A 13,931-nucleotide genomic window follows, 5' to 3' on the forward strand; every position below is an offset into this window, starting at 1 on the left:
ACGCTGGAGCTCGTGCCGCGCAAGCTCCGCGCGGAGGAGGATATACCGCTTGGCTGACCACAACCTGACGCATAGGCGGCCAATTTAGGCTCATTCCCAATCCTCAAGGGAGCAGTGCAAACAAATAAATAAAGAGTCCTCCGTGAAGAACGCGGACGAGCGATGATTTAAGCGATCTTTTGAGCCGGGACAGTTTCGGCGAAGGCCCGGATGATGGCACGTAAGAGTTCTGCGAGCCATCGCAGGAGCAGGCCGAAGTTGTAGCGGCCGAACTCGCTCTTCAAGTCGCTCCCGCAAAAACACGGCGAGCCAAAGCGCCTAAGCCGTACAATATCGCGCACGGTACGCTACTGCCGACCACCATGATGACCAGAGAGATCACGCCGCGCTCTTTAAGGCCAACGCCCGCAGCGCGTGGATTGACCAAGAAAAAAAGGACTGTCGCTGCCGCGCCTAGTACCCGGAATCAGAGCTGAGTGATACGGCGGCCTTTGAAACGGCGTTGACGGACCTTTTTCTTGGTCCAGACGAAGGGCTCGGCTCTGTCGTTGTATGCGTTGACGTAGGCATCGATGTGTTCCTGAAGCTGCTTGAGGCTCGTGAAGGAGGTGCCGCTGAGCGACTGCCCCTGCAAGATGGAAAACCATACTTCGACCTGATTGAGCCATGACGCACTTGTCGGCGTGAAATGAAATTGCACGTTGGGGTGGGCCTTGAGCCAGTCCTCGTTCTTTTTATGGGTGTTGAGGTTGTCGAGGATGACGTGAAGCTTGCGGTTCGGAAAAGCCGCGGTGACGCTGTTCATGAAATCGAGAAACTCGACGCGGCGCCGGCGTTTTGAATGGGTCGCGATGATCTTTCCGGTGGCGACTTCGAGCGCCGCAAACAATGTTGTGGTGCCATGCCGCTTGTAATCGTGGCTTTGGCCGGTCAAGGCGCGGCCATTGGGCAACTTCAGATAACCCTGCGCTCGCTCCAAAGCCTGGATCGAGGGCTTCTCGTCCACGCACAGCACAATGGCCTTCGCCGGCGGCGCGACATAGAGGCCGACAACATCGGCGGCTTTGGCCGTAAAGTTCGGGTCGTTGCTCTCGCACCAGGACTTGCGAGCCACCAGGTCAATCTTGTGGCTGCGCAGGAACCGCCAGACATATTGGACATCGACATCGCCCAGCGCCTCGGCCAGCAGGGGGCCGGTCCAGCGCGCAAACCCTTGCGGTGGCGGCTTATCCAGCAGCTTCAGAATCCGCTTGTCGGTCGTCTTCGTATAGATCGGCTGCTTGCCAGGCCGCGGCTTGTCTTGCAGCCCTTCAAGGCCATGGTCGGCATAGCGATGCCGCCAAAGGCTGACAATCCGCGGCTGGACCCCAACTTCCTTGGCGATCGACCGGGTGCTGCGCCCATCCGCCGCCAACAGAACTATCCGCGCCCGCTTCAAATCGCGCTGCAACGTCACCGGTGAGCGACAGCACGCCTCAAGCACCTTGCGATCTTTCCTCGAAAGGTGGACTTCTCTTGCTTCGGGTATCATCCCGACCTTGAATCACGACTCACGTTCCAAGAAAAGTGGGTACTAGAGCGGGATCGTCCAAAGTTCGAGGCCGCCTCAACCCGCAATCACGCAGCCTACGATCAGTATCAGATAAAGCAAATTGCCCATGCGCCCCTCAATATCCGGCTAGTCAAAGAACGGCTTCGTTTGGCCGGATACTATGTCGAATCCGGTGATCATAGAGCGGGTCCATGAGATCGTTTCGAGTGCGTTCAGATCGTCGCTGTCCTCACGAATCTTCGTGTAAGCGGTATCGAGGTTGGCGACGAATCCTTCCTTCAGGCCTGGAGCCGTATCCTCCAACGACTTCACTAGCGCCGCGAACATGATGGCGGTGGCCTTCTTCACATTGTCCAATTCAGTCGTCTTCTTGGTCATCTAGGATGCTCCAGTTCCGGGGCCGGAAGCTAACACAACCTCGGATTGAGCGCATAAAAAAGCCCGCTTCGCAGCGGGCTATGATCTTTTCGAAGGGGTGTGGACGACTAGCCGTCATTGGGGAAAGCTGCGGCCATGCGTTGAGCCGCAAGCGACTCAGGCGAGATGTGCGGAAGGGGTTTGATCGTGCGGCGGACGAAATGCTCGAAGTGGGGAGCCGGGAGTTCCATCATTGAAACATCGGTGTTGCCGATTGATGATCCACCGACCGCCATCGTCCCGATCAATCCAGCGGCGATTAGCGCCGGAATCTTCATCATCCTCAAGGCACCCGCCTTGCGGTGCTCGTTCGCATAGAACTTGAGCGCTGCGACGCACATTGCCATGTCGGTCGGCCCAAGAGTCACCTCTTCCCCTGCGCTCAACGCTGATGCAAGCGCGAGCACGTTGCCCCGGTTATTCACGATTAACGGTCCTTTTCTGTCGGGCAGCCCCCGACTCTTTTTTCTTGGTGTGATGACCAAGTCACGGCGATTTCCGCCGTGGCTTGGATGTCTTAATGTTTCATCGGATGATCCGTCAATGAAACACGCGGTTAATTCATAGACAAAATGTCTCCGTATTGAAACGGATGTGCAGAAAGTGCAGCGGGCCGGTGCGCTAATGCATCGCTGCCATCACCTTCCGACCGTAGGCAGTGCAACGCGGTTTAGCGTAGACGCCACGCTGATAGAGACTCACGCCATCGCAGCCGGAACCGCCGCGCGAGATCGCGATGCGAAGGTAGGCCATGCCAGCGCGCGCACCGGTGGCGCAGTCGAACAGGTCTCCGGTAACACCGACCTCGCGGGCAGTGACAGGCTTGACCTGCATGATCCCGCGCTCGCCTGCGCTTCCGAGAAGATGGCAGTTGTAGTTGCTTTCGACCTTGACCACGGCATGGGCGAGGGCGCGAGGGATGCCCTGGGCGTCTGCGGCGGCGTCGATGATTGAGCGGAGGTCGGAGCCGAGCGCAGGCAAAGAGGTTTCCATCACGGCCGCGATTGCTGCCGCGCTCAGAAGGCACTTCATGTTGTCGTTCTCCTAAAAGGCCGCTACGGCTTCACACTCGAAGCGATTGGCCTTGTCTCGGCGACGCATATTCTCTTTGTGCGTTACCATTTCCAGATGATCCGGATTCACGCAGCGGCGTGTCCGGCAGCGATGATCGAGTTGCTTGCGTGGAGGGATGGGACCGTGTTCAAGCACGTACATCACGATATGGACGGCCATGGTGCCGCCATCGAGAGACATGCGCGCGTAGTCCTTCCCCCTGCCTTTGCTACCCGACGTTGGTCCGGTCCACAAGTGGCACGGCGTATCGAGAGGCCCTTCGACGATCTCGACGCGAGCCATAACTTTGTCGCGAATCCGGTCTCTGCGCGTGCTCATTTTGATCGCCCTAAGCGCGCGCCTGCCGCGTCTTGAGCGCTGCAATGTGGAAGGCGCGGTTGTGGGGCGTGTCATCGACGGGCCACAGCACGCGAGACAGAGCGTTGCGGGGCTGGCCGCCTTCGACCCAGGTATGCAGCAACTCGGCGAACGGATCGCCGTTCGCTCGAGTGCGGTTGACGATCTTCACGTCCACGCTGGTCAGGTTGCGCGCCATCACGCGGCTTCCTTGTCGCTGTAGACGCCGAGCACGGCCAGCTTCTCGTCAACGACGGCGATGCCCTGATCGATGATAGCCTTCATCTCGGGCAGCATGCGCGCGACCAGATCGGGACGGACATCCTGCGTGCTGAGCATCGGCGACTTCAGGGTGATCTTCAGTTCCGCGCCAATGCGGACGAGCAATCCTTGCAGGTAGTCGCGTTCCTTGATCAGCTCGGCGACGGCGTTGAAGTTAGCGAGTTTCACTGTTGTCGTTCCCCAAGTTGTCGAGTCCATAGATTTCGCGGAAGCGGTCGCGGCTGATGTGCCTCGGATCAACCTCGACGACGCCCGGCGGCATGAAGGCGTTCGGATCGGGCTCGACCGCGATGCCATCCATCGCGATCTCGCCGGTGGTCAGAAAGCAGTGGCCGTAGTCAGCGGCACGCAGCTTGGCGGCGATCTCGGCGAACGCCGCCTGGGAGATCGGGAGTCGGACGAGCGTCCTCATGCGTAGCCCTCCGCTCGCACGGCCGAGCGCAGGGCGTTGATGCGCTTCTCGCTCTCGGCCAGCTTCGCTTCGAGTTCGGCGATCCGTGCGTTCTGCGCGCGCTCGGTGAACGCGGCGATCTCGCGAGCGAGGTCGGTGCGCTCTGCCGAGACGTAGGCGAGGCCCATGGACTTCTGGCGGGCATCGGCTTGCTGCACATAGGTGCAGTCAACGAACGCCTGGGTGAGCGCGAGTAGGCCGGGTTGAATCTGGCTCATGACTCAGACCGCCTTTCCGTCGCGGGCGGCGACGGAGACCATCGGCGGAACGCCCAAAGCCTTCAGCCACTCGATGCAGAACTGCGCGGCGGTGGCCTGATCGTGATGCTCGGCGAGCGCGTCTTCGATGACCTCGATCATCCCCTCGCGCCCCATCCCCTCGCGGAGCCCGTCGCGGATGTTGATCAGCGCGTGAAGGAACGACACCGCTTCGGCCGCGCGCTTGGCGTTCAGCTTGATCAGCGTGTCGATGTTGCCGCGAAGGATGTCGTTGTGCGCCTTGGACGAGATGGAGGCGCGCAGGTCGAACCAACCGAAGAGCATGAGGATCATGGCGGCGGTGGTGAAGATGCAGGCGGTTGGCGCGTAGCCGTTGAGAGTCGCGTCGAGCGCGAGCGCGAGGCCGAAGCCGCCGGTGATGAGCACAGCGAAGAGACGAAGCATGGTGATGGCTTTCATGGGAGGGTGAACCTGCAAGGATCGCTTGCAGGTTGGAGGGGGTCAGTGGGCGAGGGGCGTGTGGTCGGGCGGCAGCTTCTTGCCGACCGCGCGTGCGCCTTCCGGCGTGACGCTGAAGACCTTCATCGAGCCGTAGTCGGCGCGCGGGGTGCGGATCATCACGCCCTTGTCGGCGAGGCTCTGCGCGAGCTTGATGTCGCTGCCGTTGGAGTGGACGGCGACGCGGTTGCGGCAGACGGCGCGCGAGCGTTCGAGGCCGAGCGCCCGGCGGACCAACATTCCCTCTTCGTAGCCGATGGCGTTCATGGCGCTCCCCCTCAACCGAACAAGGCGTTCTGGTCGGAGTACATTGCCCGCGGCGCGGAGCGACGCGGCTTTGCGTGGATCGCCTGGGGGAGATCGACGGCGGTCAGGCTGTCCTTGTGGCGCAGGACGTGAGCCGACATGCCGCTGATGTTCGTTTTGCGGTCGGTCAGCTTGACGAGCGTGCCGAGCTTGACGAGTTCCGAGACGCGGGGACGGATCGCGAGGACGCTTTCCTTCAGTTGCTTGGCGATCTCGTCCGCCGTCAGGCGGTAGCCGTTGAGCATCAGTTCGATGATCGCGATGCGGAGCATCGCTGCCCGGCTGACGACCTTCTCGGCGGCGTCCTTCGAAGCGCCACCGCCCTTCGATCCCGGCGTGTTCGGATAGTTCTGAGACATAGACAAAGCTCTCCCGTTCGCCCCGAAGGGCGGTTTTCAGATCGGAGATGTGCGGTGTGGATTTCCCGTCCCGTCCGGCCTGAATCAGGCCGGGTCCGCTGGAATCAACGGATACACGATGGATGATCCGTCGAGCAAGGGTTTCGATAGGGATGTTGACGGATGGCCGCAGGCCGATGGTTAGCCAGCGGTTGAGAGCAAGCCGATCTCGCGCATGGAAATCACCAACTCCATATTATCTTTTGAGGGGGGGTTGGGTTTTCGAGGAATACCGTCGCAAAACTAAACCCCTCATTTTCGATAGGCTCTGGCCGACCATTGAAGGGTTTCTCCTATATATATAGTAGTAATATATACTTGTAATATATTCGGTAGAAGATATGTCTGTAGGTGGTTACTACTATATATAGGGGCGAAACCCCTCTAACCGGCAGTTGATGTTTTGCCCGATGACGGATGTGTCCGTCATTTCGACGGATGGAGTTGATATTATCCGATGCGCAGGAAGGTCATGTCGCAGTGGGACTCCAAGGCGGCGTTCCTCAACGTACCGGACGATGGATGGTCCTTCGTTGGCTTCGCCAACGCCTTGCCGTGCCATCCTAGCGAGGCAGAGGCCATCGCTCGGTATCTGCACCGGAAGCGGATGATCTGGCTCTCGATGCGCGCTGGGCACGGCAGGGTCTTCCCGGCGGCGATGCGTCCCGGTCGAGGTCGGCCGAAGGCGAGGGGAGTCGAGCAGCCGCCGTTGATCGACCCGCAACTGGCGGGCTTCCTCACCCAGGCGCATCCGACGTTCCTGAAGATCAGGCTGTTGCTCAGTCGCGATCCCGGCGGGGCATGGAATGAGAACCAGGCGGTCAAGGCCGAGATCAACTTCGCCATCGCGGTCGAGGCGACGAACCTGATGGCGCTCTGCCGGACGTTCGCCAAGGAACACCCCTCCATCCCCATTGCGGCGCTCCGTGACGCGCTATGGCTCGATAGGCCGCACACGATGCCCGTCGTCGCGCAGACGCAGCCCGACCTTGCCATGGCTGGCTCAGAGCAGTTCGTCGTGCAGCCCGTGGCGAAGACCCGGCTCTCGAAGAACCTGACCGACGAAGAGCGCATGATGTCCTACATCGACGCCGCTGGCGCATCAGGCATTGCCGTCTATGAGATCGTGAACAAGGGCAAGATCGCTCGCGACCGCGTCACGCAGATCGGCGAGATGTTCGAGAACATGGGCGCGATCCACTCGGCAGTGGTCCGCATGTCGGATCGCGGACGCACGGGAACGCGGTACTTTATGCGCAAGTACGGCGAGCCGGTGATCGGCGAGGGTGGCCGGCTACTTTATTGTCGCGACTTAGCGATCTGATAGGCACATAGGCTGATCGGCCGCGCGAGCCGCGTTGGCTGCAAGCACCGCAAGCGCTTGCGACCGCAGGGATGTGATGTGCCGATCAAAGCTCGACGAGCGAAGGTTTGGAGTGTTGATTGTCAATGCCCATTCGGACCCATAGTACAAGTTAGCGGCACGTGACTCGGCGCCTTGTCGGAAGCGCTGTCCCTACCACGCGCCGCTAACTTCACCACGGTCAGCCTCAAGCAGCGGAAGAAGCTGACCGGGGGGGATCATTCGGCGAGCGCCCTAGCACTGACGGCAGACGACGTCCTACCGCGCCCACGCTGCCGGGGAAGTTAGCGGCAACGTGAGTCTGAACGCTCACCGCTGGAGGACGGAAAGCGCTGTCCCTATCACGTGCCGCTAACTTCAGTAGTCAGCCTCGCAACAACAGGCCAACCACCCGGCCTTCCCGTGAGGGTGGTCACACCACAGGATAAAGTGGATTTTACCGGGAGAGGGGGCGTGGAGAACCTGCCAGGATTAGTAGGCTGTGTGGTGTTTCAGGAGGTTGTCCATCTGGTCTGAACCGGGGAGCTGAGGTTGCGAAGCTTCAGTGCTCCGAGGAGAGACCAGATGGACGTCCACAAGAATGCGCCTTATGGGCAAATTGTTAGGTTGTGACGGCCAAGCGGAAATCTCATGATCAGACCCGACATTACCGCGTACGACCCCGGAGCAGAAGTCGCAAAGCACGAGGCCGAACTCGAGGAAATAATGCCTTTGTACCACTACACGTCCGCCGCAGGTTTACATGGCATCATAGCCAGCAGATCGCTGTGGACCTCACACTACCGCTTCCTCAACGACACGTCGGAGTTTCAGCACGGCTGGAAGATCGTGATCGAGGCCCTCGACCGTCGCGGCGCCGAAATCAGAGAACTCTCATCGCTTGCCTGGGAGACGATCGCACTGTTTCGTCAACACAGTGACGAAATTCATGGGTTCGTCGGGTCATTGACGTCTAAAGGCGATCTGCTCTCGCAATGGCGAGGCTACAATCGTGGACAAGGCTTCTCGATCGGATTCAACGCAGACTGGCTTTTGAAGAACGCCGCGGCGCAGGGATTTGATATCACGCCCGTCCTCTATGACCCAGAGAGCCAACGAGCGGCGGCTGATGGGGCAGTAACCCTGCTCATCGACCGCTTGTTGGAAGGGACGGATGAGCCGGAGGGCGCCCGCGCACAAGTCAAGACATGGTGGTCGCATGCACTGAAGACAGCTCTCGTTCTCAAGAACGGGCACTTCCAAGAGGAGCGCGAGCGGCGCCTGGTTTGGGTTGGTGTTTCCTGGCCCGCTGGACTAAAGACGCGCTTCTCACCAGCCGGTTTAGTTCCTTACCGTGCCTGTCAGTTTAACAAGGTCGTCATCAACAATGCAGCCACGCACCCCAATAACTGTGGCATCGAGGAAATCATCATTGGTCCCGCTTTGGCGCATCAGCAGACCTGCGCGGTGGACGCTCTATTGGCTTCACACAGCATGCGTCTCACGATCAAGCGGTCGGCGATACCCTATCTAGCAGACTGAACGCCTGTGCTTCTACGAAGAGTTGGTTCAGGGGCGCTCTTTATGGCCCTTTTTCCCGAAGCGAGCGACGCGTTGCGGCTGCCGAACTGGTCTCGACCTGCGCATCCAACCGCGCGAGCATTCGCGCATGGAAACTCGCATCGTCAACGACATCCCTGAGTGGCGCTATCAGGCGGCGGTCATCGCTCGCCTTCACGCGCTCGAAGACGACGGGTATCCGCTCACCTGTGCCGGTGACATGAACCGAGCGAAGCGTTCGCGACGCGAGCGCATGGAAGCCAAGGTAACGGGCCTTACGGCGGGCGAGCCCGACGTTCGCGTTTATGTCACCGGCGGCGTGCTGCTCAGCATCGAAGTGAAGACTCCCACGGGATCGCGCTCGAAAAATCAGAAGGATCGGCACAAGAAGCTGACCGACCTGGGCTTCATCGTGATCACGGCGAAGGCTGCCACCCCGGAAGAGCTCGCGGACGAAGTCGAGCGGATCGTGCGGAGCTATCTGTAGTGCAGATCACGCTCACGCTCACGAAGGGGATGCTCGACCAACTCGATCAGCTTCGAGATCGCAGTATCAACACCGCGACTGCCAAGGCGCTGACCTTCACCGCGCAGGACGCGCAGCAAGCGTTGCGCGTCCAAATCCCAGGCATCTTCGTCCTGCGTCGCCCTTGGGTGGTCAGCGGCATCCGCATTCGTCCGGCGAACGGCGGCAATCTCACGTCAGTCGTCGGCAGCATCGACAAGTACATGGAGCGCCATGTGATCGGTGCGGGCAAGGAGAAGTATCCCGACAACGCCCTATCGATCCACCCGAAGCGCAATAGCAGCGGCCGTCTCGCCACCGGCGGCATCCTGATCAAACCCTACGGATCGATTGGTAGCGCCCCGGTGCATACCGTGGTGCGTCGCCAGTTGAAGCGCATGGACGGTCAGAAGCGGAAGACGTTCCAGATCGTGAGCAACGGCAAGGTGCTGATCGTGCGTCGTCGCACGAAGAAGCGTCTGCCGCTGCAAACGCTCGCCGTGCTGCAAGGAAGCGCGACGATCAATGAGCATTGGGATTTCCTCGGGACCGTGTCCGGCGTCGTCCAGGCGCGCTTCCCGCAGCACTTCTATCGGGCAGTGGTCAATGCAGCGACGCGATAGAGGGGCCATGAGCGAAATGACTCCCACCCCCCTCGGACGTAGGCGACGCACGGTTCTACTCGCGCTCGCGATCTTCGCGATCTTGAGCACGACGGTCCCCATGGCTCTGACCGACGAACTGCACAGCGACCAAGATATCTCTTTGCAGAAAATGCAAACAACTCGGACTAGGGCCATACCAGCGATGTCAGCCCCTTCGACCAAGACCTCGGGCCTGCTAAGGATCAGCGCGCCGCATTACTGTGCTGGGGCGGACGTCATCGACGGGATCGTGTCAGGCAATGTCGCGCCGATTATTCGCTACATGCGTGGATGGCGCATCGAGTGCATGATTGTCCCGTCATCCGTGAAGCTCGTCATTCAACTGTTTTTCCAGTCGCTGAAGCTCCTCTGAAGGAACGGAGACTGGCGACGGCATGGCTTGATCATCCAGATGATCCAGCACTCGCCGAAGCTCCCCCTGAGGGAGCTGCTCTGAATGGAATGCGGCTTGCTCCTGAATGAAAGCCGACGGGGCGGGGTGATCATCTGGCCTTTCCTGAAGCTCCTCTGCGGATTCGGCATCAAGCAGTCGCCGAAGCTCCCCTGGAGAGAACTGCTCGGGATTAAAAGTAAACTCTTCCGGATCGATGGAGAACGACAGAGCAGGATGCTTGTCTCCTAGTCCGTGAAGCTCGTCATTCAACTGTTTTTCCAGTCGCTGAAGCTCCTCTGAAGGAACGGAGACTGCCGAGGGCATCGCTTGATCATCCAGATGACCCAGCACTCGCTCAAGCTCCCCTTGCGGGAGGTGCTCTGAATGGAATGCGGTTTGCTCCTGAATGAAAGGAGACGGCACGGGTTGATCATCTAGCCATTCCCGAAGCTCCTCTGGAGAGAACAGTTCGCGATCCAAAGTAAACTCTTCCGGATCGATGGAAAACGACGGAGCAGGATGATTGTCTCCCAGTGCGTGACGCTCGTCTTGCAACTGATTTTCCAGTCGCTGAAGCTCCTCTGAAGGGTCGGAGACTGCCGACGGCATGGCTTGTTCATCGAGATGATCCAGCACTCCCGGAGGGTCCTCGCGAGAAACTAAATGACTGGTGTCACGATAGCCATGGCCCCTGCTGCCAACGGTGTCGTCAATGCGCTGCGGTTTCATCTGCACCGCGGTTTCGGGGTTGATGAGCGCGTTCTGGAAGGAATGATTGCGCTCAGCGCTACGGCGCACTGCACGCACGACGGGTCTTCCTGTCGCCCGAAAGGTCCGGAAATGATCTATGGATTTAAGGAGAATCGCACTACGCCCTCCAGTGTACTTGTGTATGGCGCCGTCGTCGATCAGCGACTTGCTGTCCAGCCGAGCAACAATGCTCGGTCGGTTATTTTCGAACAGCCAACGGCTATAATCAATCAGGCGGCTTCCATGCTCATGCGCCGTTCTGCTACTCATGCCGCCCTCCATGAGGGCGTGCTCAAGCCTCAGGAGGGCAGCATCCTCGGCATAAAGAGGCCGCTCGTCCGAATGCCCCCGGATTCTAACGCCTGTTGAGGCAACCCGCGGCGCACCGCTACTTTCTCCCGAAGCGGCGTTCGCGCTTGACTGTCGGTATATCACAACCTCTTCAAGATCGGGCAGCGTCCTCCGTCTCTTCGCTGCTCTCGATTGAGCCGCGTCACGCTCATGATTGATAAGGACCCCTTCGCTTTGCAGGAGATTGCTCCCGGCGCTTGCATCCGTCCTTTCGCCAAGGGATTGTTGGACATCGTTACATGCGTGCTTCGCTGGGGACCGGTGCCCGCTGGCAACGTAAGCGGCCTGGCTTGCCTGCGCCACGTGCTGCTCAAATTGACCGGCTTGGCCCGCCTGCGGCTCTTCCGAAACGGCGTGCCGCGCTAGCGACCCAGCTGGCACATTAGATGGATCGAAGTTCTGCCGGTCCATGTCAGCCTCGTGTTCAAGATTACCTGCGTAGGTCCCCTACTGCGGCAAGCTTTCTAGAACCTGACGTAGAGATGTCTCGCAGCGGTCGCAAAGGCCAGCCTGGGAACCGACATCGCTAGGAGTCAGCGTCTTCCCCATGATCTAGCTTCTCGCACCTGCTGCCAGCTTCGAACATCTCACAGATTGTAACTGGGTCCTTCCAGGGCCCTTCCCCCATTCGGGTGACGCGCGACCACTGACCCCTGGCAGATATAAAATTTCAAAAGTGACTTTCTGTTCTCGGATCGGTTGTAGAGCAGGGGGTTCCACCCCCCCCGGCCTGCCCCCGGAAAACATCCGGTTGGCAATTTCCAAAGGCGAAATTGATGTTTTGGTCCGTCGCCGGTCCGGCGAGGCGGAAGGGAGACCGAAACACGCTCGAAAGAAACAATACCGATTGAGACCGTATCGCCTCATCGCGGGAGAGGCGAAGTGGAAGAGATCAGAAAGAGGGTGGTCCGCAACAGGCGGCCGGTGCGTACTGACGAGCAGAAGCGGCAGGCTGCGACCTGGATTGCCGATTACTACCGCCGGAATCCAGCCAAGCGGGCCGAAAAAAACGAGAAGGCGTGCCTCCGGTCATACCTGAAGAAACAGTCGCTCGCTTGTCTGGTCACGCGGCTGTTCCGCAGCAATGTCGAGGCTGTGATCGCCGTTAAGAGGGAGATCGAGGAAGGCAATATCGATCAACGCGGACGCGCTCAGTTGCGGGCCAACGCGATCAGTTTTCTCGGAGGGCGATGCGCGTGGTGCGGCCACGACGACATGCTCTGTTTGCAGCTTGATCACATCAAGCCTGTGAAGCGACGCACCAACGGCATCAAGGCGCACGACTCCGCTGCGTTCTGCCGTGAGATTTTGAGCGGGAAGACCGACAACGCGCAGGTTCTTTGCGCCAACTGCCACATGGTCAAGACGCGGCTCGGCGGCGAGTACGGGGCAGCCGACGCGCTGCCTTTCGACCCCTGGGCGGGGCTCGATGACGATGGGGATACCGGAACGGCCTCGAACGACAACATCCGGTCTGAGACCGTAACGCTCCAAATCGGAGCAATCGCAGCATGATCGTTATCGGCCTCAAGGGCCTTATCGGGTCCGGCAAAACCACCGTGGCCCGCCATCTCATCGAAAATCACGGCTTTGTACGCGGCCGGTTCGCTGGCGCGCTGAAGGACATGCTGCGCGCCTACCTGCGCTACCGGCGCTGCGACGAAGCCACCATCGAGCGCATGATCGACGGCGATCTCAAGGAACTGCCGACGCCCTGGCTGGGCGGCAAGTCGCCGCGCCATGCAATGGAAGGGCTGGGCGGTCATTGGGGCCGCGATTGGATGGGCTCCGAGTTCTGGATCGGGACGGAGACCGACAAGCTCTACATGGGCGCGCCGAAACGCGTCGTGTTCGAGGCCATCGTCTACATCGCTGGCGAAGTCGATCAGGAAAAGCTGATCCTCGGCGCCGGACACACCCTCGGATCGGTGGATGCGGTCTTCCGCACGAAGTCGATCTGGCTCGTTAAGCCGATGGGCTAACCGAGACAACCTCGAAGAAAGCAAACGGGAAGCCCTCACTATGGACCTCTTTTCGACCACCGCCCTCAACCGTGTTGTCGAGGAACTGCCGCTCAACCCGGCGTTCTTCCTCAACACGTTCTTCACGACCGCCGAGACCTCCAACACCGAAGACATCAAGTTTGACTCGGTGAAGGGTCGTCGCCTGATCTCGCCGCTTGTCTCGCCCATCGTCGCGGGCAAGGTGATCCGCGAGAAGGGCTACAAGACTCAGTCGCTCGCCCCGGCCTACATCAAGGACAAGCGCGTCTTCAACCTTCAGCAGTTGGAGCTTCAGAGGCAGCAGATTGAGATGCAGCAGTTGCAGCTTGAGCAACAGCGTCTTCAACTCCAACAATCGACCGACCGCGAACTTCAGCGCCAATTGGAGTTTGAGAAACAACAAGCTGAGCTTTATCGGAAGCGCCATTCCGAGCCCCCGCAATCAAAGAATAAAGCCAAGAACCCGAATTGACTGTGGTGCGGGTGTGAACAACGAGAGAACAAGCTGCGCGGATTTTGCACGGATAATGCACGGGAATGCACGGATGTTCTTACTCTGTCCTACTCTCAGAAACGCTTTAGCGCTCTCTGGCATCCCAGTGTCAGACTAAATTAGTGAGTGATTTGAGGGTCTTGCGTGGTGGGCGCACAAGGGATCGAACCTTGGACCTCTCCCGTGTGAAGGGAACGCTCTCCCGCTGAGCTATGCGCCCGGGACCATCATGCCGACGGCCGGACTTTCGGCCGGCCAGCGCATCAGAGCCCGCGATTTAGAAGTGCGGGCCGAAGGTGTCAAGTTTCGAGGCGTCCTCCGGCCCGAAAACCTTCCGTAGATCACGCAATCCAGCGG

21 protein-coding genes and 1 tRNA gene are annotated in these 13,931 nt (G+C 59.7%); 8 read left to right on the top strand and 14 right to left on the bottom strand.

Annotation, left to right across the window (positions count from 1 at the left end; translation table 11 throughout):
• Positions 1 to 466 precede the first annotated feature (466 nt).
• The 12 genes from ACE10W_RS07465 to ACE10W_RS07520 all read right to left on the bottom strand — a co-directional run bounded on the left by ACE10W_RS07465 (position 467) and on the right by ACE10W_RS07520 (position 5,493).
• A complete protein-coding gene (locus ACE10W_RS07465; protein ID WP_026192128.1) occupies positions 467 to 1,531 on the bottom strand; it encodes an IS630-like element ISRj1 family transposase in 1,065 nt (354 codons plus the stop codon).
• Positions 1,532 to 1,678: 147 nt separating this feature from the next.
• On the bottom strand, positions 1,679 to 1,930 hold the full coding sequence (locus tag ACE10W_RS07470) for a hypothetical protein (RefSeq protein ID WP_038952982.1): 252 nt from the start codon (positions 1,928 to 1,930) through the stop codon (positions 1,679 to 1,681).
• 107 nt (positions 1,931 to 2,037) lie between these two features.
• Positions 2,038 to 2,454: a hypothetical protein gene (locus ACE10W_RS07475; RefSeq protein WP_028153911.1), complete on the bottom strand. Its 417-nt coding sequence runs from the start codon at positions 2,452 to 2,454 to the stop codon at positions 2,038 to 2,040.
• Positions 2,455 to 2,590: 136 nt separating this feature from the next.
• Entirely contained in the window at positions 2,591 to 3,001 is a 411-nt protein-coding gene (locus tag ACE10W_RS07480) for a lytic transglycosylase domain-containing protein (RefSeq protein ID WP_049832012.1), read from the bottom strand.
• A gap of 12 nt (positions 3,002 to 3,013) precedes the next feature.
• On the bottom strand, positions 3,014 to 3,361 hold the full coding sequence (locus ACE10W_RS07485; RefSeq protein ID WP_028153910.1) for an HNH endonuclease signature motif containing protein: 348 nt from the start codon (positions 3,359 to 3,361) through the stop codon (positions 3,014 to 3,016).
• A gap of 10 nt (positions 3,362 to 3,371) precedes the next feature.
• Positions 3,372 to 3,578 (bottom strand): hypothetical protein, encoded by a 207-nt coding sequence (locus ACE10W_RS07490; RefSeq protein WP_038967769.1) that lies wholly within the window; start codon positions 3,576 to 3,578, stop codon positions 3,372 to 3,374.
• Positions 3,578 to 3,829: a hypothetical protein gene (locus ACE10W_RS07495; RefSeq protein ID WP_028153908.1), complete on the bottom strand. Its 252-nt coding sequence runs from the start codon at positions 3,827 to 3,829 to the stop codon at positions 3,578 to 3,580. Before ACE10W_RS07495 ends, ACE10W_RS07490 begins: the two co-directional genes overlap by 1 nt.
• Positions 3,816 to 4,073, bottom strand: a complete 258-nt coding sequence (locus tag ACE10W_RS07500; RefSeq protein WP_028153907.1) for a hypothetical protein — start codon at positions 4,071 to 4,073, stop codon at positions 3,816 to 3,818. Before ACE10W_RS07500 ends, ACE10W_RS07495 begins: the two co-directional genes overlap by 14 nt.
• Complete coding sequence (locus tag ACE10W_RS07505; RefSeq protein ID WP_028153906.1) at positions 4,070 to 4,330, bottom strand: hypothetical protein; 261 nt, start codon at positions 4,328 to 4,330, stop codon at positions 4,070 to 4,072. The genes ACE10W_RS07500 and ACE10W_RS07505 overlap by 4 nt, the downstream gene beginning before the upstream one ends.
• A 3-nt stretch (positions 4,331 to 4,333) precedes the next feature.
• Complete coding sequence (locus ACE10W_RS07510) at positions 4,334 to 4,756, bottom strand: hypothetical protein (protein ID WP_145832157.1); 423 nt, start codon at positions 4,754 to 4,756, stop codon at positions 4,334 to 4,336.
• Between the two features lie 75 nt (positions 4,757 to 4,831).
• A complete protein-coding gene (locus tag ACE10W_RS07515) occupies positions 4,832 to 5,095 on the bottom strand; it encodes a hypothetical protein (RefSeq protein ID WP_028153904.1) in 264 nt (87 codons plus the stop codon).
• Positions 5,096 to 5,106: 11 nt separating this feature from the next.
• A complete protein-coding gene (locus ACE10W_RS07520) occupies positions 5,107 to 5,493 on the bottom strand; it encodes a hypothetical protein (protein WP_038967771.1) in 387 nt (128 codons plus the stop codon).
• 496 nt (positions 5,494 to 5,989) lie between these two features.
• On the opposite strand from ACE10W_RS07520, the gene ACE10W_RS07525 reads away from it, so the two are divergent.
• The 5 genes from ACE10W_RS07525 to ACE10W_RS07545 all read left to right on the top strand — a co-directional run bounded on the left by ACE10W_RS07525 (position 5,990) and on the right by ACE10W_RS07545 (position 9,956).
• Entirely contained in the window at positions 5,990 to 6,856 is an 867-nt protein-coding gene (locus tag ACE10W_RS07525; protein WP_038967772.1) for a hypothetical protein, read from the top strand.
• Between the two features lie 669 nt (positions 6,857 to 7,525).
• The gene (locus ACE10W_RS07530; RefSeq protein ID WP_038945758.1) at positions 7,526 to 8,416 is read left to right on the top strand and encodes a DUF2971 domain-containing protein; all 891 of its coding nucleotides are present in this window, start codon (positions 7,526 to 7,528) and stop codon (positions 8,414 to 8,416) included.
• A 127-nt stretch (positions 8,417 to 8,543) separates the two neighbouring features.
• A complete protein-coding gene (locus tag ACE10W_RS07535) occupies positions 8,544 to 8,921 on the top strand; it encodes a VRR-NUC domain-containing protein (RefSeq protein WP_038945757.1) in 378 nt (125 codons plus the stop codon).
• Complete coding sequence (locus ACE10W_RS07540; RefSeq protein WP_038945756.1) at positions 8,921 to 9,562, top strand: hypothetical protein; 642 nt, start codon at positions 8,921 to 8,923, stop codon at positions 9,560 to 9,562. The genes ACE10W_RS07535 and ACE10W_RS07540 overlap by 1 nt, the downstream gene beginning before the upstream one ends.
• A gap of 100 nt (positions 9,563 to 9,662) precedes the next feature.
• Complete coding sequence (locus ACE10W_RS07545; RefSeq protein WP_143279770.1) at positions 9,663 to 9,956, top strand: hypothetical protein; 294 nt, start codon at positions 9,663 to 9,665, stop codon at positions 9,954 to 9,956.
• On the opposite strand, the gene ACE10W_RS07550 is transcribed toward ACE10W_RS07545, so the two are convergent.
• Complete coding sequence (locus ACE10W_RS07550) at positions 9,903 to 10,997, bottom strand: hypothetical protein (protein ID WP_143279769.1); 1,095 nt, start codon at positions 10,995 to 10,997, stop codon at positions 9,903 to 9,905. The two genes, ACE10W_RS07545 and ACE10W_RS07550, sit on opposite strands and share 54 nt — an antisense overlap.
• 963 nt (positions 10,998 to 11,960) lie before the next feature.
• On the opposite strand from ACE10W_RS07550, the gene ACE10W_RS07555 reads away from it, so the two are divergent.
• From ACE10W_RS07555 to ACE10W_RS07565, 3 genes are read left to right on the top strand one after another with little or no spacing between them, the layout of a single operon-like run.
• The gene (locus ACE10W_RS07555; RefSeq protein WP_038967775.1) at positions 11,961 to 12,593 is read left to right on the top strand and encodes a hypothetical protein; all 633 of its coding nucleotides are present in this window, start codon (positions 11,961 to 11,963) and stop codon (positions 12,591 to 12,593) included.
• Positions 12,590 to 13,060 (top strand): hypothetical protein, encoded by a 471-nt coding sequence (locus ACE10W_RS07560; protein ID WP_304550883.1) that lies wholly within the window; start codon positions 12,590 to 12,592, stop codon positions 13,058 to 13,060. The genes ACE10W_RS07555 and ACE10W_RS07560 overlap by 4 nt, the downstream gene beginning before the upstream one ends.
• Positions 13,061 to 13,100: 40 nt before the next feature.
• Entirely contained in the window at positions 13,101 to 13,553 is a 453-nt protein-coding gene (locus ACE10W_RS07565; RefSeq protein ID WP_304550884.1) for a major capsid protein, read from the top strand.
• A 166-nt stretch (positions 13,554 to 13,719) separates the two neighbouring features.
• On the opposite strand, the gene ACE10W_RS07570 is transcribed toward ACE10W_RS07565, so the two are convergent.
• Positions 13,720 to 13,794 (bottom strand) — tRNA-Val (locus ACE10W_RS07570).
• Positions 13,795 to 13,931 lie beyond the last annotated feature (137 nt).

The organism is Bradyrhizobium sp. B025 (genome assembly GCF_042257955.1).
Classification (GTDB): domain Bacteria; phylum Pseudomonadota; class Alphaproteobacteria; order Rhizobiales; family Xanthobacteraceae; genus Bradyrhizobium; species Bradyrhizobium diazoefficiens.

Excerpts from the sequence above, each read along its gene's own strand:
- ACE10W_RS07465 (WP_026192128.1), bottom strand. The coding sequence starts at position 1,531 with ATGATACCCGAAGCAAGAGAAGTCCACCTTTCGAGGAAAGATCGCAAG.
- ACE10W_RS07470 (WP_038952982.1), bottom strand. The coding sequence starts at position 1,930 with ATGACCAAGAAGACGACTGAATTGGACAATGTGAAGAAGGCCACCGCC.
- ACE10W_RS07480 (WP_049832012.1), bottom strand. The coding sequence starts at position 3,001 with ATGAAGTGCCTTCTGAGCGCGGCAGCAATCGCGGCCGTGATGGAAACC.
- ACE10W_RS07485 (WP_028153910.1), bottom strand. The coding sequence starts at position 3,361 with ATGAGCACGCGCAGAGACCGGATTCGCGACAAAGTTATGGCTCGCGTC.
- ACE10W_RS07490 (WP_038967769.1), bottom strand. The coding sequence starts at position 3,578 with ATGGCGCGCAACCTGACCAGCGTGGACGTGAAGATCGTCAACCGCACT.
- ACE10W_RS07500 (WP_028153907.1), bottom strand. The coding sequence starts at position 4,073 with ATGAGGACGCTCGTCCGACTCCCGATCTCCCAGGCGGCGTTCGCCGAG.
- ACE10W_RS07505 (WP_028153906.1), bottom strand. The coding sequence starts at position 4,330 with ATGAGCCAGATTCAACCCGGCCTACTCGCGCTCACCCAGGCGTTCGTT.
- ACE10W_RS07515 (WP_028153904.1), bottom strand. The coding sequence starts at position 5,095 with ATGAACGCCATCGGCTACGAAGAGGGAATGTTGGTCCGCCGGGCGCTC.
- ACE10W_RS07520 (WP_038967771.1), bottom strand. The coding sequence starts at position 5,493 with ATGTCTCAGAACTATCCGAACACGCCGGGATCGAAGGGCGGTGGCGCT.
- ACE10W_RS07525 (WP_038967772.1), top strand. The coding sequence starts at position 5,990 with ATGCGCAGGAAGGTCATGTCGCAGTGGGACTCCAAGGCGGCGTTCCTC.
- ACE10W_RS07530 (WP_038945758.1), top strand. The coding sequence starts at position 7,526 with ATGATCAGACCCGACATTACCGCGTACGACCCCGGAGCAGAAGTCGCA.
- ACE10W_RS07535 (WP_038945757.1), top strand. The coding sequence starts at position 8,544 with ATGGAAACTCGCATCGTCAACGACATCCCTGAGTGGCGCTATCAGGCG.
- ACE10W_RS07545 (WP_143279770.1), top strand. The coding sequence starts at position 9,663 with ATGGCTCTGACCGACGAACTGCACAGCGACCAAGATATCTCTTTGCAG.
- ACE10W_RS07550 (WP_143279769.1), bottom strand. The coding sequence starts at position 10,997 with ATGAGTAGCAGAACGGCGCATGAGCATGGAAGCCGCCTGATTGATTAT.
- ACE10W_RS07560 (WP_304550883.1), top strand. The coding sequence starts at position 12,590 with ATGATCGTTATCGGCCTCAAGGGCCTTATCGGGTCCGGCAAAACCACC.
- ACE10W_RS07565 (WP_304550884.1), top strand. The coding sequence starts at position 13,101 with ATGGACCTCTTTTCGACCACCGCCCTCAACCGTGTTGTCGAGGAACTG.